A 23,112-nucleotide genomic window follows, 5' to 3' on the forward strand; every position below is an offset into this window, starting at 1 on the left:
ATATTTAGATGCAGTGGGCATTTTTTTGAATTAATACTGACGATTTGTATACGAGAGGGTGGTCCACGACAACATGGGCCAAAATTTCATTGAACGCATAAAAGCGTCTGTAGTTTTATTGTTTTTTAGTATTCGGAATATTGAGCGTAACTTGGAGAACAGGTAGACGTTGAAACACTTGTTTTGATGCGAAAAGAGGTGGTTTTGAACGTAGAGATTATCGAGGGAAATAGTGGCGTGTAAATACAATCGTTCTCGGAAAAATCGTATCGTTCATCGAAATCCCAAATGGGGAAGAGGAGGCGTATACAATAATTGGACGTGCAGAAGTCAAACCGATAGAAGGAATAATTTTCAAAGAATTCCCGATTGCAATGGAACATAGGGTTGGGGATAAGGTGACAATACAATTTAATGTAGCACCTGAACGTGTTCTTAACGCTTGGCTGATCCCCGAGATGATGCGCAAACGATTTTTCATATTAGGTAAAACAGCTGGTATTGAAAAAGCACTTGGAGAGTACCTCGATGGATCTGAACATGGTTGGAATTTGATGTTCATTGGACTGAATGAATTAATGGAGACTGTTAAAGTTAGTTATCATGGGTAAAGTCATTTGAACAAGATATTTATACAACAAGCCATTTCGATTAATCGATTGTTGTATAAATATCCTGTTTTTTTGATTCTGCAAAAGTCTCCCATTACTAAACGTAGCGAGATAAATGCGAACGAAATTTCTAATTCAGTGGGTGTTCAAACCCCTGCTGAATAGTGGAACTTTGGCTAAGAACCCCGCGTCCTGCGGCAACGCCTGAGTGACCAACATCCTGTTGGCCCAAAGCTTCCGGTGGATTTGTAGAATAGGGGTTAGTACTAGGTAATTTTTTTAGTGAAATCTTCTCACCTTACTCTTTGTTTTCTCATCCATTGCGTTGCAACCCACTTTTCACCAGTTATAACGGGAGCTCCACCGTGTAAAGTTAACTCGTTTAAGTTTTCGTCGGTATAAAAATACTCGAAATAAACTGCCATACCCTTTTGGGGCGATACTGAAAGATTCAGTTTAGAGAAAAAAGTTTCTCCACCTTGTTCTACATCATTTAAGTACATAACGAGCGTACTAATTCTATTATTGTTTGCTATTTTACTTGTTGATGAAAAGAAATCATAATGAGCCTTATATTCTTGACCAGGAGTATACTGAAGGATTTGAATGCCTTCTCCGTGTTCAATGGGGATATTCATAATAGATGAGATTCTTTTTTCAACTCTAGCAACCAATTCATTTTCACTTTCTTCAAAAAACATACTACTACTTGTTCTCAGTTCATTTACTTCGCGTGTAGCCCCAATTTTTGAACGTTGCATTTTGTCCTTCGACAAACTGATTAATTCATCGCATTCTTCGTTACTTAAAACATTTCCTAAAATCACGATCAAAGGTTCTTCTAATCTAGTGATTATGTCAATCTCTCTATCTGTTATTATTTTATTTCCAACGTGACTGAATATAGTTTGCTCTTTATTCTCCGTTATCAATTTCATACATCACCTTATCCTTTTTTTGGAATTTATTCTCTTTTATTTTATCATATTATTTTTATATATCGCAAATTTGTGAAAATTTTTAAAAAGATACCTGGTACTAACGCAATACAGAATTGTATCAGAACCAGGTACCTTTTTTAGACAGCTTTATTCCATTCAAGTGCCAGCACTAACATTGAAGCTTATCTAATATATAAGTTGAAGAAAAGAATCCTTTTTTTTTCAGAAAAATGCTTGTTGAATTCCGTTCCAACTGTGCGCTTTCCTTTACCAGGTGTTTTCTGTGTATTAGCAAGTCAATTTGTCATTAAAATTAAAAAACCAAAATTGTATCCTGTTAGCTAAAGAGGGAGAAAAGTAATTGCCGTGCAAGGTATGATCATAAAGAGGATCTACATCAAAATCTGTTCTGATAAAACATTCGCATGAATTTTGAGCGCTCTAAATCGTGAGGTCGTATTCGTTCCTCTCTTTTTCTTTCATTTGTTATAATCAGTAGAGAATTGTTAGGAACGGGGACGAAATTTATGATGCAAGCGCAAAAGGCATTTTTTGAAGAAAAGGAACAGACGCTTGGGGTGCGCCTGAATGATGTGCAGAAGCAGGCGGTCCTAGAAACGAACGGTCCGCTATTATTATTGGCATCACCAGGATCAGGGAAAACGACAACGATTATTATGCGCATTGGCTATATGATTGAAGTGCTTGGTGTGCAGCCTTCTCGCATTAAAGCGGTGACGTTTAGTAAGGCGTCAGCAGGTGATATGAAGGCGCGCTTTGCAAAATTTTTTCCGCATTTACCGCCAATTGATTTTTCTACAATCCATAGTTTGGCGTTTCAAGTAGTACGTCAGACGCTTGATCGTCAAGGGACGCCTTATCGCATCATTGAGGAATCGGACAAGCCAGGCGTTGTATCGAAAAAAAGTGTGCTACGAGAGATTTTTGAAAAATTAAATGGGACGAAAATTACAGAAGATCAGTTGGACGAGCTGTTAACCTATATATCGTTTATTAAAAATAAAATGTTGCCGGAAAATGAGTGGGATATTGCGGAAGTAAAGGTGCCGAAAAAGGTAGGGATATTTAAGCAATATGAAGAATATAAGAGCACGGGAGCTGACTGTTTATTAATCGATTTTGACGATATGCTGCTAATGGCGAATGCTATATTTACACAAAATCGAGATGTGCTAGCACAATACCAACGCCGCTATGATTTTTATTTAACGGATGAAAGTCAAGATACGTCGCCGGTGCAACATGCCATTATTGCCAAGCTTGTAGCGGTACATCAAAACTTATGTGTTGTTGCGGACGAGGATCAGGCAATTTATAGCTGGCGCGGTGCGGAGCCGGATTACTTGTTAGATTTCCGAGAGGTTTATCCGGAAGCACATATTTTGTTAATGACACAAAATTATCGCTCGGCATCTACTATTGTGAAACCAGCCAATCAATTTATAAAACGTAATCAAAAGCGTTATAATAAGGAAATGTTTACTGAAAATGCAGCGGCTGAACCAATCTCGTTTCAAGCCCTAGAAAATTACCGAGACCAAGCGAAATATGTAGTCGACCAGCTGAAAAAATTACCTGACCTTAGTAGTACGGCCATTTTATATCGTAATAATACGTCCGCAATCCCACTGATGGATGCGCTGGATCGTGCGGGCATTCCATTTTATATGAAGGATTCGTCCATGCGCTTCTTTACTCACTGGGTCGTGGAGGATGTTTTAAACTTCATGCGACTTGCCTATAACACGAAAAATATCGCGGTCTTTGAAAAAGTTTATCGTAAAATGAATGCTTATGTGACGCATGCTCAATTGAAGGCACTGAAGAAGGTGCAAGGGGATGGCTGTGTCTTTACGCGGTTGTTAAATCATGTAGAGTTAAAGAACTATCAACTGGAGTATATTAAGCACATCCGAAAAACATATGACAGTATTCAATTTGACAAAACACTTCCGACCGTCATGTTAGAGCACATTCGCGCTGATTTTGGCTATGAACGTGAATTGAAAAACATGAGTGAATATCTTGGTTTGAATTCTGATAATTTACTAGACGTATTCAATATACTTGGCCTCATTGCGAGGCATACACGAACGATGACCGAATTTGCCAGCCGTTTGCAGCAGCTCGAGACTCTAGCACGTACTTCGCATTTTCAAAATGAAGCCAGTGCGATTACATTAACGACTTTACATAGTGCAAAAGGATTGGAATTTGAGCGTGTGTATATAATTGATTTAATTGACGGGGTTTTACCGAGTGAATCGGAGGAAGAAGTTGAAGAAGATGCGCGCCTTTTTTATGTCGGCATTACGCGAGCGATACGTCATTTGGAATGTATTTCGTATTTGAACCGTTTTGAAGTACCGGTGAAGCCGTCCATTTTTTGGAGGGAACTGAATCGAATTGTCTCACCTCATAATAAAACTACAAATCAACCAAAGACTAAGAAGAAAAAAGAACCAAAGCAATATCTCAATGAAAATACAATTACATCTGAGTCTGAATTAATTGAAGGGTTGAAGGTCCGCCATATTGCGTTTGGAGAAGGGAAGATTTTATCCGTATCGCGTGGGTTGATTGAACTGTCATTTACTAAGGATATAAAAAAATTTGTAATAGAGACATGCTTGCAACAGGGTTACTTAGAGAGGCTCTAGGGAACGGGTGATAATTTAAATGACTAAGTCCGTTTAATGAAGGAGTGAATGGAATGGAAAATGAAGAAGCGCGTAAGCATATTCTTATAGCTCAACTTTCGCATCCAATAAAAAGAGATAATCACTTGCCGATACTAATATTGCAGCCTAACTATTAGATTCATTGTCAATATAAAAATTCAAAGGTACTTAATTTATTCGTTGATGTAAGGTTCCCAGTAAAATCTGTTTTGCAAACCATTCACATGAATTTTGAGCGCACTAAAACGTGAGGTCGCATTCGTTTTTCAGAGGCGAATACTGCACAACCAATTTTTAAACGTAAAAAAGCCCATTTGTCAGAATCGATATACAACTTATTAATAAATATGTGACAAACAGGCACTAAAGACCTAAAGTGGCACTTATATAAAAATATGTTGTATATCGAATTCGACAAATTGAATAAATGCGAGGTTTTTAAGGCGCTATTAAAATTCCCTTGTGCTAAAACGAAAAGGGACTCGATCAATTTTGATAGAAAAATATAGCTTGCAGAAAAATCAACAAAGAACGTTTGCTGCGCTAATTCTTGAAAGACTACTGAGGCAACTCTTCGTATAGGAATTCTTTTAAGCTTGTTATATAAGCATTTCAAAGAATTCCCAAAAAATATTCAGCGGTATTCTTAACGGTTCTTTCATTTAAATACAGAGTTGTGTTCCTTGCTTTTTACTCAAAATATAAGGAAGTCTTGGCGACATTTTTTTAGAAAGTAGATGACGAATCAATCATGTCTCGGTACAACATAAGAAGAACCAGATGCGTTCAAATCATTCGTTCGGGAGCAAAAAGTAATCAAAAATGTATTTTTTAAGGGGAATTCAGAACTTTTATGACCTGTTTCACCAGAAAAAATATAAGTCTATTTTCCTGTTGTGTTTATTTTGAAGCATAATCTGAGAAGCAGAATTGGTTCTATTTTGAGTTGTTTTTGTACTTTTCCAGGTGTTTATTGGTTGTTTTTGTCAATGTGGATGACACTTATTTATGAACGAAGCTAAACCATGGATTTTAGTAGAAGAATGCAGTTAAATGTTTCTTGATTGCTTAAAGAGAGTAAGTACATGTTTTGGTTAGGAGCCTTCAAATTGATTCGAAATTCAATTTGATAGTTTGCGCAGTTACATGGAATTAGTTGAGCCGTATTGATTGATGAAGGTTATTTCGATGTAACTGAGCCTTGTAGGGCAAGATATTCACTTGTCATTGCCCAGTGAATTTTCGCATGGTTTCGGCGTAGATGAAGGCAAGCATCTGACCTATAACTCGCAAAAAATTTAAAAAGGGTGGTTGTAGTATAGAAAATATGCTTCAACCATTCTTTGGTTAAGAGAAAAAAAGTTCAGTGTATTTGTTGACATTAAGTTTGATCATAAAACAGAACAAATAATGGACATTATATTCAGAGAATCGACGAGGTGAACGACCTCGTTACTTAAAATAATGCGGATATAGGTTTTTATGTGACCCTATCCAATCTTTCATGTCGACAATCATTTCTTCATAGCTAGGTACGATAAATGAAAAATCTTGCCGGTTATTAATTAAAGTTTTATCTACATTCACTGAATGGGAAGGTATTATAGTCATTTTGTTGTCTTTAAAATGTTTATTGAGTAATTGGAGTAAATCAAATTTACTTATGCTTGTTGAATTAACGAGGTGGTAGAGTCCAGTGATGTCTTCTGCTGCAGCCTTTTCTATTGCCTTTGCTAATGTTAACGTTGTTACACCGGTCCAAATTGCTCCTGCATATCCATTAATCGTGCCACTTTGTTTCATAAACCAATTAAATAAGCCAATGCCGTTTTCTTTCATGTCAGGCCCAATGAACGAATTTCTGAATGTTAGGTGCAGGTTACTATTAATTTCACCTAAACTCTTTGTGAAGTCATAAAAAGTATCCCCATCATGAACGCTATTTTCGTTATAGGGTGCTGCTTTTCCGGAGAAAACACGATCTGTACTTAGATGAATAAGCCTCGTCTTTGTATTTTTTAGGGCATCGACAATGGCATGTGGTAAGTAACTGTTCAAATAGATGGCTGTTTCGGGGTTTGCATCGCAGGCTTCGTTTAAAACACCGATGCAATTGACAATCACATCATAATCATTTAATAAAATCCACCGCATGAAAGAAGGATCAGTAATATCTCCAGTACTACTTTTTCCAAAAGGGAAGTGCGTTCTTGAATAGGTAGTGACGTTATGACCTTTCTCTCGTAAATAGTAGGTGATTGTATGTCCGGCCATTCCTGTTGCGCCAAGAATTAGAAATTTCAAGGTTTTCCTCCTTTCCAAAGTTATTAATACCGAAAAATAATATTTTCTTTTATAGTCTTGTTGAATATTTAATAAGTATTATTTAGGGTGAATCATCTTTTTTACTTGAAAATCAAAGTCTGTCTTCTTTATCTACTATATGCAACCGAATAATTCTTCTCTAGGCAATTACTTTAGAGACGTACATAAAATATGGAAATAAAAGATTACCTTCTTGATATTGGTAATTTCAAGACGTATAATTCACTGAAAAGCTTGAGAAAATTTTTGATAGAGTAGGGGGATTATGATGGAAATTATTCGTGCGACGATGAATGAATTAGAGGATGTAACTGCACTTTTTAATGATTATCGTCAGTTTTACGGTCATGAATCGGATGTAGGAAGCGCAAAGGCCTTTTTACAATTACGTCTGACGTTAAATGAATCTATTATTTTTTTAGCTGTTCAAGATGGTAAAGCGATTGGCTTCACACAGCTTTATCCGACCTTTTCATCCGTAGCTTTGCAACGTGCATTTATATTAAATGATCTGTATGTTACAGAGGATGCAAGGGGATTAGGGGCTGGGAAGGCATTAACAGAGAAAGTATTCCAGTATAGTCAACAGCAGCATGCGCGCTATGTAACGCTTCAAACAGCCCCGGATAATGCAAATGCTCGTGGGCTCTATGAGAAGTTAGGTATGAAGCAAGATGAATACTGTAATTATGTAAAATATTTTGATTAAGAAAAAGCATCTCCACCTTTTCATGGTAGAGATGCTTTTTAAAGTTGTTCAATCAGTTGCTGTAAATCATTTTTAGAGCGAGGGAGCGGAATGTTTTTGTCAAATAGCTTTTTATTTTGCAGAGCGAGGGCCATTTCAAATACCCAAGGTCGTTCGAGATGGGCTCTTTCTAACACATCTTTATGATGGAAAAGTGCGACCGGATCCCCGTTATAGATGATTTGACCGGCTTCCATCACAAGGATACTGTCAGCCCATTCATAGGCAAGTTGAATGTCATGGGTAGCAAGAAGTATTGTACGTTCATCATTCTCCAATTTGGCTAAGTATTGTAATACTTGTGCAGCATAGTAATTATCGAGTCCTGCGGTTGGTTCATCTAGCAGTAACACAGACGGCTCCATTGCTAGAACACCAGCCATAGCGACGCGTTTTTTCTGACCAACACTTAAAAAGTGAATGGGCTTTTCAAGTAAAGTTTCAACCTCTGTTTGAGCAACCGCCCAAGCGATATTTTTTTCGATTTTCTCAGTGGGCCAGCCGAGATTTAGTGGACCAAAGGCGATATCCTGTTTGACCGTACCTGAAAAGAGTTGATTGTCGGCATCTTGGAATACGATCCCAACTTGTTGGCGCAACGATTTTAACGATTTTCTGTTATAGCGTAATGCGTCACCGCAAAACGAAATACTACCAGTTGTCGGTTGCAAAATACCGTTTAGATGCTGAAATAACGTCGATTTTCCAGCGCCATTGTGGCCGAGTATAGCAATTTTTTTACCCTTTGGTATTTGTAATGTAATGTCTGTTAGTGCATGTGTACCGTCTGCATAGGCATACGATAAATTCTTGAGGTCAAAGTAAAGTTCTGTCATAAGAAAAAACCTCCATAAATGATATATAATGTGGCAATGCCAGCGATACCGAGCCAGTTTTTCGTACTATAAATAGCTGTATCCTGCCAGTAAACAGTTGCACCTCCACGTGCTTGCATTGCGTTATTTAGTTCCCGACTACGCTGGAACATTTCAGCAAATAATGCCGCAATCATCATTGAAACGGACCGAAGCCACTGCATTGGCGAATGGTAGCCAAGTCGTGCTTGCTGGGCAAGGTGAATTTTTTGCATGCTTTCTAAAAAGATGAAAATAAAGCGATACGTTAATTCTACTAGTTCTACAAATAAGACCGGGAGACGCCACATTCGTAGCACATAGCAAATGGATTGCACGGATGTCGTTAATATTAAAAAGTAAAGGCAGCTAATACTTCCTAGCACGATAAAAAATAATTCCTGCGCCGTTGCCACGCTTGATGTACCGATAAAGATCGTCCAAGCATTCAGTTGGTAAGCCCATATATGGGTTGGCAAAACGCTAGACGAAGGTGCAACGGAAATCAAGATTGATACGAGACTAGAGAGCAGGAAAAATCCAGGTAGTAGTAGTAGTTTTGCATAATACGTAAAGGGAATTTTTGCACCTAAAATGATAAAAGCACTCATTACAATAAATGTAATGAGTGAAATATGTTCATCTCGAATAATAAGCGACAAAAGAAGTAATCCAAGTGAAAACATCATTTTTTCTAGTGGATGAACAGACGCTAGTTTATTCATGTAAGCATATTTGTCAATTAGTAACATCTCTTTTAACCTTCTTTATGTTTGCCACGCATGAAACCGATAAAATAACCGATAAAACCAGCACCAATAGCAGCTTGTAGTACGAATAATAAGCTTTCAATTTCACCACTTGGTGGCTCCCAAATGCTTTCAAACCACGGCTCATACTCTGCGTTAATTTCACCAATTGCTTCCTCTGCTTCTCCATCAGCACCACCAAATTCAGCGCCCTTTTGTACAAATAGGGGAATGATTGCGAGTAGGACAACAATCCCTAGTAATAGTAAATTTTTTTTCATGTTATTGTGCCTCCTTTGTCGTAAATACACGTAATGCTTTTAATTCGCTGACGTTGTATTTTTTCAAGAAGTTCATGACAATCACCGTTAAAATTCCTTCACTAATTGCCAGTGGAACTTGTGTTAATGCAAATATCCCAGAGAACTTAGTGAATGAAGCCATAAAGCCGCCCACTTCAGATGGGAAGGCAAGTGCAAGTTGAACAGATGTCACAATATATGTACCTAAATCCCCAAGCATTGCTGCAAAAAATACGGCAAGTGAGAATGATAAGCCAACCTTTTGTGCCCCTTTAAAAATAAAGTACACAATAAACGGTCCGACAACTGCCATTGAGAAGACATTTGCTCCTAATGTTGTTAGCCCGCCATGTGCTAAAAGTAAAGATTGGAATAATAATACGATTGTTCCGATGACGCTCATCGCTAATGGTCCAAATAAAACGGTACCAAGGCCAACACCTGTAGGATGTGAGCAACTTCCTGTAACAGAAGGGATTTTTAGCGCCGATAAGACGAATGCAAAGGCACCTGAAAGACCTAATATCATTTTTGTTTCAGGATTTTCATCAATGGTTTTACGAATTGAACGTAATCCTAAAATAATAAATGGAATCGATACGGCCCACCAAAAAATAGCCCATTCAATCGGCAAAAAGCCTTCCATAATGTGCATCGCAAACGCACGATTTGGCACCATTAATAGGGCCACTAAAAAATAACTAAGCTTCCAAAATGAAAATTTCAACATTCTTCCTCCTTTTGTTTTTTTAGATCCATCACCATAACTTGGGGTTGATTTCCGTTCTGGATGGGCGCTTTCCGGGGGGCGTCCGATGAGCCGCTTCACTCGGCAAGCCTCGCTCCAGGGTCTCATCTAGGACGCTAATCCCCCAGGAGTCGCCCATCCTCCACTCCAATCAACAAGCATTCTAATATTTATGCTCTTTACCCAAATGTCATCATCTACCTTTGATGATGAACCTTTTTTAGCGTGCGCAATAAAAAAAGCACTTCTCCTTTTTGGAAAAGTGCATAGCTGAAAAAAGCAAATATGAAAACGATTTGCTAAGCCGCACACCTATCCGCGTAGGTTGAAACGATCACACTTTTTTTGGCAGGTCTCCTGGCTCTAGTTCATCATTTTATAGGTCTTCCCATCCGTTGGACAGTGACATTTCTATAAAACTCCCTATTACAGTGGCGGGACCGCGCCGGACTTGAACCGGCTTCCCTTTTAAGCAAAATGCATGCATCTTGCACCAAAAAATGATATTGTTGTGAGTTTTCACAACGGATTGTAACATAATTTTCAGAAAATAAGCCACCCCTTTTTAGAAAAATATATATTTTCAGTAAGTTGAGAAGTATAAAATTCTGACAAATCAAAGAGAAGTTAGGTAGTATTGCAGGGAATATTTGTCGAAAAATTATAGGAATTGCAATATTTAAAAAAAGAATTGTTGAAATTTGAAAATAATAGGCTATGATAAAGAGAGTTTTCTATTTTATTTTAACAATCTAAAAATTTAATATAAATACATCTATAAGTGCTCGAAATCAATCGAGATAATAGGGAAATCGGTGAGAATCCGGTACAGCCCCCGCTACTGTAATAGCTGATGAAATCGCAAATGCCACTGGTGTAAACTTGGGAAGGCGCGAAAGTAAATGGAAGCTTAAGTCAGGAAACCTGCTTAGTTGATGGCATGCAAACTTTTCGGAGGGAGAAGTTGAAGCGAATGCGGTTTTTTGTATACATCCGTATTCATTTGGCTTCAACAAAACCTTTACTCTTCGTCTTGAGTGAAGGTTTTTTCTTTTTTCTAGAAGTAATGAGGGGAGAATTACTTTGACAACTTGGAATTTAGAAGGCATGAAAACACATCTTTTTATATGTAACGGGAGTAGTTGCATGAAAAAAGATGGGGAGGATATTACGCAGGTGATTCGTGATGAAATACAAACACTTGCGCTTGATCAAGAAATACATACGACAAGAACACGTTGTAATGGCAGATGTAAGGATGCTTGTGTAGTGATTGCGTATCCGCAGGGCAATTGGTATCGTGTACCAACAACTGAGCATGCAAAGGCACTAGTGCAAGATTTACACCATGAATCTTTGCAAAGTGAACATGTGTTTACACTGCGGGAAGGTACGTTACAGCGAACGGCACAAACGACTGCTATTAAAGGGATTAAGAAAGTGAAAGAGGGGTAATGAGACGTTGAAAAAAGGGAAAATTTTTGTTGTAGGCTTTGGCCCTGGCGATTTTAAACATATTACAACGCGTGCCGTAGAAGCACTTCAACAAAGTGATTTTATTATCGGCTATAAAACGTATGTTGATCTTATCCAAGATCTAGTCAGTGCAAAATCAATTGTCAGCACTGGGATGACTGAAGAAGTGTCACGTGCACAAGATGCGGTTCGTCAGGCAGAAGCAGGGAATATCGTATCGGTAATTTCCAGTGGTGATTCTGGTGTGTACGGTATGGCAGGACTAGTTTATGAAGTGCTAATTGAGCTTGGATGGACAGAAGCAACAGGTGTCGAAGTGGAGATCGTACCTGGCATCTCAGCTATTAACTCATGTGCAAGTTTACTAGGCGCACCGATTATGCATGATTCATGCACGATTAGCTTGAGTGACCATTTAACACCGTGGAATTTAATTGAAAAACGTGTGGAAGCAGCGGCTATGGCGGATTTTGTGATCGCCCTTTATAACCCGAAAAGTGGGCGACGTACGCGTCAAATTGTTGAAGCACAGCGTATTTTACTAGAATATCGTTCGCCAGATACACCGGTTGGACTTGTGAAAAGTGCATACCGAGATCGTCAGGAAGTAACGATGACAACTTTATCGGAAATGCTAAATCATGATATCGGTATGTTAACGACGGTTATTATCGGGAACTCTTCGACATTTTTCTATGATAATAAAATGATTACACCAAGGGGCTACCAGCGTAAATATACACTTGGCGAAGAGAAACAACCACTACGTCCACACCAACGATTAAAAGAAGAAGCCGAACCATGGGCAATGAATCAAGAAACGGGAGCAGCGCGCACTGATTTTGCAGCAGATCCAAATGCTGGGCGAGTGATGCCTATAACAGCCCAACCTGTGAAAAAAAAAACATCCCTTGAAATAGCGAGTGATGCTCTAGCAATGGTGAAGGGGACAAGTGCAGTTAAAGTAACTCCGAAACTAGTTCAGCAGAAAATAGAGTCGATTTTTGAGCTTGCTGTCAGTCCAGGTGTGGCAAATAAGTTTTTCACGCCCGCACAAATGATGATGTTAGCTGAGGTTGTTGGAGAAGAAGGCACGATGGAGTATACACCAGACCACCAAATTCATTTGAAAATCCCGACGACAGAGCCTGGTGAAATTACAGCGAAACTGAGAAGTGTGGACTTCTTACTTGCACCAATTGGAGATGTCCTTTCACTAAAAGCTTGTGATTTTTGTTACGGCGAAAAGGTCGATTCAATTCCTTACGCCGAGGAAATTCAAGAAAAACTAGGCGGGTTATCGTTACCAAAAACATTACATATCGGTTTTAACGGCTGTGGTATGGCGTGTTACCGTGCAGTGTTTGATGATATTGGAATTGTTTATAGGAAAAGTAAATTCGATGTTTTTATTGGGGCAAAGCCAGTTGGTCGTACTGCCCATGCAGCACAGCCTGTGGTAGAAGGTTTAGAGCCTGAACAACTGATCCCATTGATTACAGATATTATTGATGAATACAAAGCAAATGCGCATCCAAATGAGCGTTTGTTCAAATATTTTAAGCGTGTGAAAAAAATCTTGCATTTTAATTATCAAGATATGTCTTCAAAAATTGAAGTAGAGCCAGCTCCATGTGGCGATTAGTGAGGGGTAAAGAGATGAAAGCAATTTTATTTGTCGGCCATGGTAGCCGTTTAGCAGCAGGAAATGATGAGGTACGTACATTTATTGAACAAATGACGCCAAGAGTCGATGAAAGTTTTTTAGTGGAAACATGCTTTTTAGAGTTTGCTTCCCCAAATATTGAACAGGGCATAACGAATTGTGTGAAAAAGGGCGCAACAGAAGTACATGTTATTCCGATTATTTTACTACATGCAGGGCATTCAAAGTTACATATCCCAGCAGAAATCGAACATGCACGTGAGCATTATCCAAACGTTCAGTTTACGTATGGGCAAACAATTGGCATTCATGAAGAGATTTTTGCGATTTTACAAGATCGTTTAGCTGAGACAGGCTTTGATGCGGAAGCAAAACATGAAGACACAGCGATTTTACTTATTGCACGTGGCGGCAGTGATCCATATGCAAATGGCGATTTCTATAAAATTACGCGTTTGCTTTGGGAGAAGTTACCTGTGAAGTATGTTGAAAGTGCATTTATGGGCGTTGCGGACCCACGAGTGGAAGAAGGCATTGAACGTTGTGTGAAGCTAGGTGCAAAGAAAATCATTATGCTGCCGTACTTTTTATTTACAGGTATCTTAATGGAGCGCATGCAAGAGATGCGTCAGCAATTTAGCGAAAAATATCCAGCGTGCGATATTCAGATTGCCGATTATTTTGGCTTTCATGAGCGTCTGCAAAATGTCCTACTTGAGCGTGTTGAACAAGCAGTTAACGGTACATCGACGGGTATGCAAGATTTAGAAAATTACCGAGCTTATGCAGAAGTCCATGGTCATGCACACCATCATCATCATCACGACCATGACCACAGTCACGACCACCACCATCATGAGGAGCCAGTGAAATGATTTTCATGTTAGCGGGTACAAGTGATGCAAGAAGCTTAGCACTTGAATTGCAGGAAGTGGATTATGATGTGACAGCAACTGTTGTCACAGAATCTGCAGCGGCGAGCCTAAAAGAAGTGGGACTTAAGCATTTAGTTGGTCGTTTAACGGCGGAGGAAATGGCGTTAATTTTAACAGATCGAGGCTACCAACTCGTTGTCGATGCCTCGCATCCATTTGCAGAGGAAGCTTCGAAAAATGCAATGGCTGCGGCTGAAATAGCAAATGTTCCATATATTCGTTATGAGCGTGCCCATGAGCAGTACGCACATCCACTCATTACAGTCGTCAAAGATTACGAGGAAGCGGCACAGTTAGCTGCTGAAAAACGTGGTGTCATTATGTTGACAACGGGTAGTAAAACACTTGCGACCTTCACAAAGGTATTGCACGGTTTAGAAAACACACGCCTGATCGCACGCATGCTCCCTCGACTCGATAATATGGAGAAATGTGAGGCACTTGGCGTTGCACAAAAGGATATCGTAGCCATTCAGGGCCCGTTTTCGAAAGAATTAAATGAAGCATTATTCCGCCAATACGGCGTCACTTTAATGATTACAAAAGAAAGTGGTAAGGTCGGTTCTGTCGACGAGAAGCTTGAAGCGGCACTTGCTTGTGATATAGAAACAATTTTAATTGCACGACCAAATATTAAATATGGACAGCAATATTCTACTTTTGAAGAGGTAGTACAAGCTGTCACAGACACTTTAGGAGGCAACACTAATGGACTTTAAAACAGATTTCAAACCTTTAACGGTAGACCCAGACAAGATTTATGATTATAGTTTCGCAATTATTGCCGAGGAAATGGGCGAGCATAACTTCACAGAGGATGAGTGGAAAGTGGTACGTCGTGTTATTCACGCATCTGCTGACTTCGAATTAGGACGTAGTGTAATTATCACACCAGGAGCGCTTGAAGCAGGCGTTAAGTCAATCTTAGCGGGTCGTCATGTCATTGCGGATGTGCAAATGATCGAAAGTGGTTCTGGGAAAAAACGTTTCCAAAAACATGGTGGGGATTTACATTGCTATATCGCAGACGAAGATGTTTCGATTGAAGCAAAAAAGCAAAATACAACGCGTGCAATTATTTCTATGCAAAAAGCAGTGAGCTTACATGAAGGCGGTATTTATGCGATTGGTAATGCGCCAACTGCTCTACTTGAGTTAATTCGTCTGATTAAAGAAGGTATTGCGAAGCCTGATTTAATTATTGGGATGCCGGTTGGTTTCGTATCAGCTGCTGAGTCAAAAGAAGAATTATTAAAAATTGAAGGAATTCCGTACATCACAAATGTTGGCCGTAAAGGTGGAAGTACAGTAACGGTTGCAGCCCTGAATGCCATTTCACTATTAGCGGACGAACAGGCGAAAAAATAATGGAACGGAAGGCAAAAAAGGATCCCAAAGATATGCGTCACGGTTACACAACGGGAGCCTGTGCTACGGCTGTCACAAAGGCAGCCCTTATTGCCCTCATTACGAATGAAGAGCAAGAAACGAGTACGATTCATTTGCCTGTTGGGCGTGATGCAACTTTTACGATTGAAAAATGTACATTTGACGGCAACGAAGTGAGCTGTGAAACGATTAAAGATGCTGGTGATGATCCAGATGCTACGCATAAAGCGCTAATTATTGGCACGGTAAGCTGGGCAGATAAATCGGGTATTCATCTAGATGGAGGTATTGGCGTCGGGCGTGTCACAAAGCCTGGCTTGCCTGTTCCAGTCGGAGAAGCAGCGATTAATCCAGTACCACGCAAAATGATTCTAGGTGCTGTCCAAGAAGTACTCGAAACATTTCAAATTGAACGTGGGGTAAATGTCGTTATTTCAGTACCACTGGGTGAGGAAATGGCGAAGAAAACATTGAATGGACGGCTCGGCATTATCGGTGGTATTTCGATATTAGGCACAAGGGGAACCGTCGTGCCTTTTTCGAGTTCCGCCTATATGGCAAGTATTGTGCAAGCTATCAGTGTAGCAAAAGCAGCAGGCTGCGAACATCTTGTTGTAACGACAGGTGGGCGCAGTGAGAAATATGGGATGGCACAGTATCCAGAGTTACAAGAAGAGGCATTTATTGAAATGGGTGATTTTGTCGGCTTTACGTTGAAGCATTGTAAACGACAAGGCATCAAGCAAGTGTCACTCGTTGGCATGATGGGGAAATTTTCAAAAGTCGCACAAGGTGTCATGATGGTGCATTCAAAAAGTGCTGGCATTGACTTTAATTTTTTAGCGCAGTTAGCTAGTGATGTTGGCGCAGATGATGAAACACAGGAAGAAGTACGGAATGCAAATACGGCATCACAAGTTGGTGAAATTATGGCAGAAAAGGGCTTTGATGCTTTCTTTCACCGCTTGTGTGAGGCTTGTTGTTTTTCATCGTTGCATCATATTAAGGGCGACATGACACTCGCCACATCGATTTACTCGATGAAGGGACAACTATTAGGAAGGGCTGAGAATATTGCATCCATCGATGAAATTGATTGGGATCGGGGATAACGGACAGGAAAGCTTACTGCCACAGTACATACAGTGGATTGAAGACAGTGAAGTACTTGTCGGCGGAGAACGTGTACTCGGATTTTTCCCAGCTTATACAGGCGAAAAAATAGTGATTAAAGGTGGTCTATCTACTCTTGTAGAGAAACTGTCAACAGAAACTCGAAATATCGTTATTTTAGCGTCAGGTGATCCATTGTTTTATGGGATCGGCGGCTTATTAGCAAAGAAGCTAGATATTGAGTTATATCCGTATATGAGCTCCATGCAATTAGCGTTTTCGCGAATGGGTGAAAGCTGGCAGGACGCATATGTGACAAGTATTCACGGGCGATCTATGAAAGGTTTGGCTCAGCGAATAGATGGTAAGAAAAAGATCGCACTGTTAACAGACGCAGACAATAGCCCAAATGCACTCGCTCGCTATTTAAAACATTTTGGTATGACAGAATACCGAGCATTTGTTGCTGAAAATTTACAAGGTGACAACGAAAAATGTGGCTGGTATTCACTAGATGAATTAGAAGAAGCTGAATTTTCACCACTAAATGTCGTGATTCTCAAGCAAATGGAAGCACCAAAACGTTATGCACTCGGCATTGACGACGAAGAATTTTCCCAGCGTAAGCCGGATAAAGGATTAATTACGAAGAAGGAAATTCGTGTGCTCAGCCTACATGCCATGCAATTACAAAGGGATAGCATTGTGTGGGACGTTGGAACTTGTACAGGCTCAATGGCGATTGAAGCAGGGAAGCTAGCACCAGAAGGTCAAGTGTTTGCGGTGGAAAAAAATGCACCAGACCTAGAGAACTGTCTGCAAAATCAGCAAAAATTCCGTGTCGATATTACAGCGATTCACAGTAAAGCGCCTGCAGGACTGGAAAACTTCCCAGATCCAGATGCCATTTTTATCGGCGGTACGGGTGGCGAAATGGTGGAGCTACTAAAGCTTTGCTGCACTCGTTTGAAGCCAAATGGACGCATCGTTTTAAATGCGGCAACTATTGAAAATTTATATAAAGCGGTGGAAGCATTTAAGGCATGCGGTTTTGCAGTCGATATTTTACAGGCGCAACTTTCTCGTAGTAAACCGATTTTAGATATGACAAGATTTGTACCACTCAATCCAATTTACATTATTTCGGCACATCGAAAGGAAGAAAATCATGAGTAACTTAGGTATTTTATATGGTTTAGGCGTTGGCCCTGGCGATCCAGAGTTAATTACAGTAAAGGCATTCCGTATCATTCAAGAATCTCCGGTAATTGCATATCCGAAAAAGTTAAAAGGTAGTAAAAGCTATGCACATCGTATTGTTGAAGTCTATATTAAACCGGAAGAGAAGGACATGCTAGGCCTTGTGTTCCCAATGACGAAGGATGCGGCTGTGCTAGAGCGTGAATGGACGAAATCCGTTGAGCTTGTATACGGAAAATTGCAAGAAGGTAAAGACGTGGCATTCGTTACAGAAGGTGACCCACTATTATATAGTACGTTTATCCATATGATGAAATTGATGCAGGAAATGCACCCGGACGTGGAAATTCGTACAGTGCCTGGTATTTCTTCATTCAATGGTTCGGCTTCGCGTCTAGGTATCGCACTTGCAGATGGAGATGACCATGTAGCGATTATTCCTGCACACGATGATTATGATGCGATGCGTCAAGCGATTGAAAGTCATGATGCCGTTGTTTTCATAAAAGTGGCGAAAGTCATCGATTTAATGCTTGAAGTACTGCGTGATTTAGATTTACTCGATAAAGCCTCTGTTGTGACAAAAGTGACATCCGATGAGGAAATCATTTGGGATGTGCGCGAGCTAGATGGCGTCGATTTAGAATATTTAACGTTAATGGTGGTGCGTAAATAGTGAAGAAGATTTTTATAGTTGGTGCTGGCCCTGGGGATCCAGATTTAATAACAGTTAAGGGTTTACATATTTTACAAACAGCTGATGTAGTGATGTACACAGATTCTTTAGTGAATGAGGATTTAATCGCGAAGGCAAAACCAGGTGCGGAAGTCATTCGTACAGCTGGTATGCATTTAGAAGAAATGGTCGGTGTGATGGCGGACCGTGTAAATGCAGGTAAAGTTGTTGCGCGTATGCATACAGGCGACCCTGCGATGTACGGCGCGATTATGGAACAAGTAGCTCTATTAAAGAAACAGGACATTGGTTATGAAGTCATTCCAGGTGTAAGTTCTGTATTTGCGTCTGCAGCGGCTATTGGTGCGGAGTTAACGATTCCTGACTTAACACAAACACTGATTTTAACACGTGCTGAAGGACGTACGCCAGTGCCTGAATTTGAAAAACTTCGTAGTTTAGCGAGTCATCATTGTACAATTGCGCTATTTTTAAGTGCGACGTTAACGAAGAAAATTGTTAAGGAATTACAAGATGCAGGCTGGGCAGATAATACGCCAGTAGCTGTTATTCAAAGAGCGACTTGGCCGGATCAAAAAATTGTGCGTACGACTTTAGTCGAATTGGATGAGGCAATGCGCGTTAACGGCATTCGTAAACATGCTATGATTTTAGCAGGCTGGGCATTAGATCCGGACATTCATGACAAGGATGAGTACCGTTCGAAATTATACGACGCAAGCTTTACACACGGCTTCCGTAAAGGTGTGAAGACAAGTGATTGAGTTACAAGAAGGCGTATTACCAGAGGTTAATCAGCGACATCCTTATGCAATTGTCGCGATTACGAAGCATGGTGTACAGCTGGGACGAAAATTACAACAGTCATTTTCGCAAGGCGACCTTTACTATATGGGGAAATTCGAGCACGGTGACGAGGAGCAAAAACATATTCAAATGTTTACTGGCACAGTGCGCCTGCTTCTACCAACTTTGTTTAAGCAATATAAAGGGTTAATTTTAATTATTTCACTCGGTGCAGTCGTTCGTATGATTGCACCGATTTTAAAGGATAAGAAGACAGACCCGGGTGTTGTTGTTATTGATGATCGAGGGGAGAATGTCATTAGTGTACTTTCTGGTCATTTAGGCGGTGCCAATGAATTAACGTATGAAGTGGCGGCGGCAATGGGTGCAAACCCTATTATTACAACAGCTTCTGATGTGCAAAAAACGATTCCGGTCGATTTATTCGGTTCGCGTTTTGGTTGGGTGTGGGATAGTGAGGATAAGTTAACGCCTGTTAGTGCTTCTGTTGTGAATGAGGAGCATGTTGCGATTGTACAGGAAACAGGTGAGCGTGATTGGTGGATGCGTGATACGCCGATGCCAGAACAAATAAAAGTGTATCCCTCAACGCAAGCGGCAATCGAAGCAAAGCCTCATGCGACGTTACTTATTACGGACCGCATCATTGAGCCAGAAGAAGAAGTATTACTTGAGAATGGTGTTATTTATCGACCAAAGTCAGTTGTTCTTGGTATGGGCTGTAATCGAAGCACATCAATCGAAGAGATCGAGCAAGTCATTGATGAAACATTGGCTGAACTAAAGCTATCGAAAAAAAGTGTCAAAGCACTTTGTACGATTGACTTGAAAAAAGACGAGCAGTGCTTTATTGATATAACACAAAAATACGATTGGGAATTCATCACGTATACACCAGATGAATTGAACGAAATTAAATTCCCATCACCATCTGAAACGGTATTCAAATTTACAGGGGCATACGGTGTGAGTGAACCAGCCGCGATGCGTTACGCAAAAGTTGAGACATTAGTATTACCAAAGAAAAAATCAGGCAATGCGACGATTTCTGTTGCAAGACGCCCATTTTAAGGAGGAATTGCATGGAAACAAATCGCTTTGTACTTGCCGGGACTGGAAGTGGTGTTGGTAAAACGACATTTACAATTGGTCTCATGAAGGCATTACAGGATAAAGGGAAAATCGTGCAAGGCTTTAAATGTGGTCCTGATTATATTGACCCAACCTATCATACAGCTGTGACAGGCCGTGTATCCCGTAATATTGATAGCTGGATGTTTTCACATGAAGCAGTACGTGACATTGTAGCACGTGCAAGCAAGGATGCAGAAGTCTCGATCATTGAGGGTGTCATGGGGTTTTATGATGGCAAAAGCCCGTTATCGGATGCCGGTTCGGCTGCTGAAATCAGTGTGGTTACGGAAAGTCCTGTGATTTTGATTGTGAACTGCGCGAGTATGGCAAGAAGTGTTGCTGCTGTTGTGAAGGGCTTCCAACTACTTTCTGACAAGCCGAATATTGTTGGCGTCATTGCCAATCAAGTTGGTAGTGAAGGACATTATGAAATTGCAAAAGCAGCCATTGAGCAAGAATGTGGCATTCCGGTCATTGGTTATTTAAAGCGTGAGGCAGACATTGATATTCCGAGCCGCCATTTGGGGTTAATTCCTGCAATTGAACGTGGAGAGCTAGATACCTTTTTTGATAAGCTTGGCGCTTTAATAGCAGAAACGATTGATTTGGATTTACTTCTTGCCTTGACAAAAGCACCAGTGCTTGAAGAAACAGGTCACTTATTTGACCAAGAACCACAACAAGATGTATGCATCGCGGTAGCAAAAGATGCAGCATTTAACTTTTATTATGAGGAAAATTTAGCGTTGCTACGTGCAAAAGGTGCGACGTTGCAATTTTTCTCCCCATTAGCGAATGAACCTGTGCCAGCTGAGGCAGACGGGCTATATATCGGTGGTGGTTTCCCAGAAGAATTTGCTGAAACACTTGCGCAAAATGATCTAACAAAGCAATCAATTCGCGAGGTGATTAATAAGGGCTTGCCGACTTTAGCCGAATGTGGAGGGTTTATGTATTGCACAGAAGCCATTACGAATAGTTCTGATGAACGTTATGAAATGCTTGGAGTTATTCCAGGTGAGGTAGCGATGCAAACAAAACTTGCGGCACTCGGGTATCGCGAAATTTCCGGCACAGAGGGTAACTTTTTAATTGGAGCGAATGAAGAGGCGAAAGGGCATGAATTCCATTATTCGAAATATAGCGGTGAGCATGAAACACCAGCTTATGAAACGAAAGGTCGTTTCGGTCAAAAGCAGGAAGGCTATAACGTGAACAATTTAGTAGCGGGCTATACGCATTTTCATTTCGTATCGAATCCACAACTCGTGGACAATTGGATTACAGCATGTAAGAAGGTGAAAAACGGTGACTAATTATTTTCCAATACATTTAAATATCGAATATAAAACAGTTGTCATTGTTGGTGGTGGGCATGTTGCAACGCAAAAAGTGGCATCATTACTACTAGCAAAGGCAAATGTTGTGATTATCAGTCCAACATTGCATGAAACACTAGTGCCACTTGCTGAGTCAGGACAAATCACGTGGCGTGAAAAAGCATTTGAGCCGCGTGATTTAGATGATGCCTCGCTTATTATTGCGGCAACAAATGAACCCGCAGTCAATGATGCGGTGCAAGAAGCGGCACAACACTGGCAGTTATTGAATCGTGCGGATGCTCAAGGGGCTAGTGATTTTATAACACCAGCAACGGTTCGCCGTGGTCCACTTGTTTTAACCGTTTCAACGTCAGGTGCGAGCCCGGCTTTAGCGCGAAAAATAAAAAAAGATTTAGCACTGCAATTTGATGATGTCTATGAAGACTATGTATGCTTTTTACAGCAAGCACGGTTGATGGTTACCGCTACGTTTGAAAAAGGTGAAAAGCGTAGTACGGCTTTAAAAGCTTTACTTGAACCGTCTTTACTGGAATGGACACGCAGTGGCGATATCGAGAAACGAGAAGCTTTTTTACAACAATTATTGACGGGAGAATCACAATGAATGACGGAATAGTATATTTAGTTGGAGCAGGCCCTGGTGATCCGAAATTGATTACTGTATATGGTCTAGAATGCATTCAAAAGGCAGATGTCATCGCGTACGATCGCCTCGTTAATCCTAAATTGTTGGACTATGCAAAAAAAGATGCCGAACTCGTTTACTGCGGAAAATTGCCCGGGAAACATCACCTTATTCAAGAGGAAATACATGAACTTCTTGTTGCAAAAGCGCAAGAAGGTAAGGTTGTAACGCGTTTAAAAGGCGGAGATCCGTTTGTTTTTGGACGTGGTGCAGAAGAAGCTGAGGTATTAAAAAATCATGGTATTCCCTATGAAATTGTTCCGGGCATTACAGCAGGTATCGCAGCACCAGCGTACGCAGGAATTCCTGTTACACATAGGGATTACGCTACAAGTTTTGCGCTTGTCACTGGACATGGCCGTGAAGATAAAGGACAAGACTTTTTAAATTGGCCTGCGCTTGCAACAGGTATAGATACGGTTGCCTTTTATATGAGCGTCGGCAATATTTCATATATTGCGAAAAAAATGATTGAACATGGACGTAAAGCAACAACACCAGTTGCAGTCATTGAGTGGGGCACTACAGACAAACAGCGTACGATTACGGGACAACTGGATGAAATTGCAAGCATTATTGAACGAGAAGGCTATCATAACCCTTCGATGATTGTCGTTGGAGATGTCGTCCATGTACGTGAGAAAATCCAGTGGTTCCAAGAGCAACAACTCGAAACTACATAATAAG

23 protein-coding genes and 2 riboswitches are annotated in these 23,112 nt (G+C 40.4%); of the genes, 17 read left to right on the plus strand and 6 right to left on the minus strand.

The window, feature by feature from the left end; translation table 11 throughout:
• Window positions 1–248 precede the first annotated feature (248 nt).
• A complete protein-coding gene (locus tag AEA09_RS20435) occupies window positions 249–611 on the plus strand; it encodes a GreA/GreB family elongation factor (RefSeq protein ID WP_082332575.1) in 363 nt (120 codons plus the stop codon).
• 293 nt (window positions 612–904) lie between these two features.
• Here the strand turns inward: AEA09_RS20435 and AEA09_RS06345 are convergent, their stop codons facing one another.
• Window positions 905–1,549 (minus strand): 2OG-Fe(II) oxygenase, encoded by a 645-nt coding sequence (locus tag AEA09_RS06345; RefSeq protein ID WP_053583032.1) that lies wholly within the window; start codon window positions 1,547–1,549, stop codon window positions 905–907.
• A 530-nt stretch (window positions 1,550–2,079) separates the two neighbouring features.
• On the opposite strand from AEA09_RS06345, the gene AEA09_RS06350 reads away from it, so the two are divergent.
• The gene (locus tag AEA09_RS06350) at window positions 2,080–4,233 is read left to right on the plus strand and encodes an ATP-dependent helicase (protein ID WP_053583033.1); all 2,154 of its coding nucleotides are present in this window, start codon (window positions 2,080–2,082) and stop codon (window positions 4,231–4,233) included.
• Between the two features lie 1,359 nt (window positions 4,234–5,592).
• On the plus strand, window positions 5,593–5,697 hold the full coding sequence (locus tag AEA09_RS20595; RefSeq protein WP_156312174.1) for a DUF3889 domain-containing protein: 105 nt from the start codon (window positions 5,593–5,595) through the stop codon (window positions 5,695–5,697).
• Window positions 5,698–5,706: 9 nt separating this feature from the next.
• Here AEA09_RS20595 and AEA09_RS06355 read toward each other — a convergent pair whose 3' ends face one another.
• Window positions 5,707–6,558: a sugar nucleotide-binding protein gene (locus tag AEA09_RS06355; RefSeq protein WP_053583034.1), complete on the minus strand. Its 852-nt coding sequence runs from the start codon at window positions 6,556–6,558 to the stop codon at window positions 5,707–5,709.
• Between the two features lie 286 nt (window positions 6,559–6,844).
• Between AEA09_RS06355 and AEA09_RS06360 the strand changes: the two genes are divergently transcribed.
• On the plus strand, window positions 6,845–7,288 hold the full coding sequence (locus tag AEA09_RS06360) for a GNAT family N-acetyltransferase (RefSeq protein WP_245622798.1): 444 nt from the start codon (window positions 6,845–6,847) through the stop codon (window positions 7,286–7,288).
• Between the two features lie 38 nt (window positions 7,289–7,326).
• Here AEA09_RS06360 and AEA09_RS06365 read toward each other — a convergent pair whose 3' ends face one another.
• From AEA09_RS06365 to AEA09_RS06380, 4 genes are read right to left on the minus strand one after another with little or no spacing between them, the layout of a single operon-like run.
• Window positions 7,327–8,163, minus strand: coding sequence for an energy-coupling factor ABC transporter ATP-binding protein (locus tag AEA09_RS06365; protein ID WP_053583036.1), 837 nt, complete (start codon window positions 8,161–8,163; stop codon window positions 7,327–7,329).
• Window positions 8,160–8,933, minus strand: coding sequence for a cobalt ECF transporter T component CbiQ (gene cbiQ, locus AEA09_RS06370; protein ID WP_053583037.1), 774 nt, complete (start codon window positions 8,931–8,933; stop codon window positions 8,160–8,162). The genes AEA09_RS06365 and cbiQ overlap by 4 nt, the downstream gene beginning before the upstream one ends.
• A gap of 5 nt (window positions 8,934–8,938) precedes the next feature.
• Window positions 8,939–9,211 (minus strand): energy-coupling factor ABC transporter substrate-binding protein, encoded by a 273-nt coding sequence (locus tag AEA09_RS06375; RefSeq protein WP_053583038.1) that lies wholly within the window; start codon window positions 9,209–9,211, stop codon window positions 8,939–8,941.
• A gap of 1 nt (window position 9,212) precedes the next feature.
• Window positions 9,213–9,962: an energy-coupling factor ABC transporter permease gene (locus AEA09_RS06380; protein WP_425411969.1), complete on the minus strand. Its 750-nt coding sequence runs from the start codon at window positions 9,960–9,962 to the stop codon at window positions 9,213–9,215.
• Between the two features lie 348 nt (window positions 9,963–10,310).
• Window positions 10,311–10,493, minus strand: a riboswitch (cobalamin riboswitch).
• Window positions 10,494–10,744: 251 nt separating this feature from the next.
• Window positions 10,745–10,925: riboswitch (cobalamin riboswitch) on the plus strand.
• Between the two features lie 138 nt (window positions 10,926–11,063).
• On the opposite strand from AEA09_RS06380, the gene AEA09_RS06385 reads away from it, so the two are divergent.
• From AEA09_RS06385 to cobA, 13 genes are read left to right on the plus strand one after another with little or no spacing between them, the layout of a single operon-like run.
• A complete protein-coding gene (locus tag AEA09_RS06385) occupies window positions 11,064–11,435 on the plus strand; it encodes a (2Fe-2S) ferredoxin domain-containing protein (protein WP_053583040.1) in 372 nt (123 codons plus the stop codon).
• Window positions 11,436–11,442: 7 nt separating this feature from the next.
• A complete protein-coding gene (gene cobJ, locus AEA09_RS06390) occupies window positions 11,443–13,101 on the plus strand; it encodes a precorrin-3B C(17)-methyltransferase (protein WP_053583041.1) in 1,659 nt (552 codons plus the stop codon).
• A gap of 14 nt (window positions 13,102–13,115) precedes the next feature.
• Entirely contained in the window at window positions 13,116–13,997 is an 882-nt protein-coding gene (locus AEA09_RS06395; RefSeq protein WP_053583042.1) for a sirohydrochlorin chelatase, read from the plus strand.
• The gene (cobK, locus tag AEA09_RS06400) at window positions 13,994–14,776 is read left to right on the plus strand and encodes a precorrin-6A reductase (RefSeq protein WP_053583043.1); all 783 of its coding nucleotides are present in this window, start codon (window positions 13,994–13,996) and stop codon (window positions 14,774–14,776) included. Before AEA09_RS06395 ends, cobK begins: the two co-directional genes overlap by 4 nt.
• Complete coding sequence (locus AEA09_RS06405; RefSeq protein WP_053583044.1) at window positions 14,766–15,425, plus strand: precorrin-8X methylmutase; 660 nt, start codon at window positions 14,766–14,768, stop codon at window positions 15,423–15,425. Before cobK ends, AEA09_RS06405 begins: the two co-directional genes overlap by 11 nt.
• Window positions 15,425–16,558 (plus strand): cobalt-precorrin-5B (C(1))-methyltransferase, encoded by a 1,134-nt coding sequence (locus AEA09_RS06410; RefSeq protein ID WP_053583045.1) that lies wholly within the window; start codon window positions 15,425–15,427, stop codon window positions 16,556–16,558. The genes AEA09_RS06405 and AEA09_RS06410 overlap by 1 nt, the downstream gene beginning before the upstream one ends.
• A complete protein-coding gene (locus tag AEA09_RS06415) occupies window positions 16,533–17,735 on the plus strand; it encodes a bifunctional cobalt-precorrin-7 (C(5))-methyltransferase/cobalt-precorrin-6B (C(15))-methyltransferase (RefSeq protein ID WP_053583046.1) in 1,203 nt (400 codons plus the stop codon). The genes AEA09_RS06410 and AEA09_RS06415 overlap by 26 nt, the downstream gene beginning before the upstream one ends.
• Window positions 17,728–18,435, plus strand: a complete 708-nt coding sequence (gene cobI / locus AEA09_RS06420) for a precorrin-2 C(20)-methyltransferase (protein ID WP_053583047.1) — start codon at window positions 17,728–17,730, stop codon at window positions 18,433–18,435. The genes AEA09_RS06415 and cobI overlap by 8 nt, the downstream gene beginning before the upstream one ends.
• Window positions 18,435–19,220 (plus strand): precorrin-4 C(11)-methyltransferase, encoded by a 786-nt coding sequence (gene cobM, locus AEA09_RS06425; RefSeq protein WP_053583048.1) that lies wholly within the window; start codon window positions 18,435–18,437, stop codon window positions 19,218–19,220. Before cobI ends, cobM begins: the two co-directional genes overlap by 1 nt.
• On the plus strand, window positions 19,213–20,334 hold the full coding sequence (locus AEA09_RS06430; protein ID WP_053583049.1) for a cobalt-precorrin 5A hydrolase: 1,122 nt from the start codon (window positions 19,213–19,215) through the stop codon (window positions 20,332–20,334). Before cobM ends, AEA09_RS06430 begins: the two co-directional genes overlap by 8 nt.
• 11 nt (window positions 20,335–20,345) lie before the next feature.
• Window positions 20,346–21,713, plus strand: coding sequence for a cobyrinic acid a,c-diamide synthase CobB (locus AEA09_RS06435; RefSeq protein WP_053583050.1), 1,368 nt, complete (start codon window positions 20,346–20,348; stop codon window positions 21,711–21,713).
• Window positions 21,706–22,344 carry a precorrin-2 dehydrogenase/sirohydrochlorin ferrochelatase family protein gene (locus AEA09_RS06440; RefSeq protein ID WP_053583051.1) on the plus strand — a complete coding sequence of 213 codons (639 nt, stop codon included), beginning with the start codon at window positions 21,706–21,708 and terminating at the stop codon, window positions 22,342–22,344. Before AEA09_RS06435 ends, AEA09_RS06440 begins: the two co-directional genes overlap by 8 nt.
• Window positions 22,341–23,108, plus strand: a complete 768-nt coding sequence (gene cobA, locus AEA09_RS06445) for a uroporphyrinogen-III C-methyltransferase (protein WP_053583052.1) — start codon at window positions 22,341–22,343, stop codon at window positions 23,106–23,108. Before AEA09_RS06440 ends, cobA begins: the two co-directional genes overlap by 4 nt.
• Window positions 23,109–23,112 lie beyond the last annotated feature (4 nt).

This window comes from Lysinibacillus contaminans (assembly GCF_001278945.1).
In the GTDB taxonomy this organism is placed as follows: Bacteria; Bacillota; Bacilli; order Bacillales_A; family Planococcaceae; genus Lysinibacillus; species Lysinibacillus contaminans.

Bases quoted from the DNA above. Each gene is read 5' to 3' on its own strand.
- AEA09_RS06345 (WP_053583032.1), bottom strand. From the start codon at position 1,549: ATGAAATTGATAACGGAGAATAAAGAGCAAACTATATTCAGTCACGTT.
- AEA09_RS06350 (WP_053583033.1), top strand. From the start codon at position 2,080: ATGATGCAAGCGCAAAAGGCATTTTTTGAAGAAAAGGAACAGACGCTT.
- AEA09_RS06360 (WP_245622798.1), top strand. From the start codon at position 6,845: ATGATGGAAATTATTCGTGCGACGATGAATGAATTAGAGGATGTAACT.
- AEA09_RS06365 (WP_053583036.1), bottom strand. From the start codon at position 8,163: ATGACAGAACTTTACTTTGACCTCAAGAATTTATCGTATGCCTATGCA.
- cbiQ (WP_053583037.1), bottom strand. From the start codon at position 8,933: ATGTTACTAATTGACAAATATGCTTACATGAATAAACTAGCGTCTGTT.
- AEA09_RS06375 (WP_053583038.1), bottom strand. From the start codon at position 9,211: ATGAAAAAAAATTTACTATTACTAGGGATTGTTGTCCTACTCGCAATC.
- AEA09_RS06380 (WP_425411969.1), bottom strand. From the start codon at position 9,962: ATGTTGAAATTTTCATTTTGGAAGCTTAGTTATTTTTTAGTGGCCCTA.
- AEA09_RS06395 (WP_053583042.1), top strand. From the start codon at position 13,116: ATGAAAGCAATTTTATTTGTCGGCCATGGTAGCCGTTTAGCAGCAGGA.
- cobK (WP_053583043.1), top strand. From the start codon at position 13,994: ATGATTTTCATGTTAGCGGGTACAAGTGATGCAAGAAGCTTAGCACTT.
- AEA09_RS06405 (WP_053583044.1), top strand. From the start codon at position 14,766: ATGGACTTTAAAACAGATTTCAAACCTTTAACGGTAGACCCAGACAAG.
- AEA09_RS06410 (WP_053583045.1), top strand. From the start codon at position 15,425: ATGGAACGGAAGGCAAAAAAGGATCCCAAAGATATGCGTCACGGTTAC.
- AEA09_RS06415 (WP_053583046.1), top strand. From the start codon at position 16,533: ATGAAATTGATTGGGATCGGGGATAACGGACAGGAAAGCTTACTGCCA.
- cobI (WP_053583047.1), top strand. From the start codon at position 17,728: ATGAGTAACTTAGGTATTTTATATGGTTTAGGCGTTGGCCCTGGCGAT.
- AEA09_RS06435 (WP_053583050.1), top strand. From the start codon at position 20,346: ATGGAAACAAATCGCTTTGTACTTGCCGGGACTGGAAGTGGTGTTGGT.
- cobA (WP_053583052.1), top strand. From the start codon at position 22,341: ATGAATGACGGAATAGTATATTTAGTTGGAGCAGGCCCTGGTGATCCG.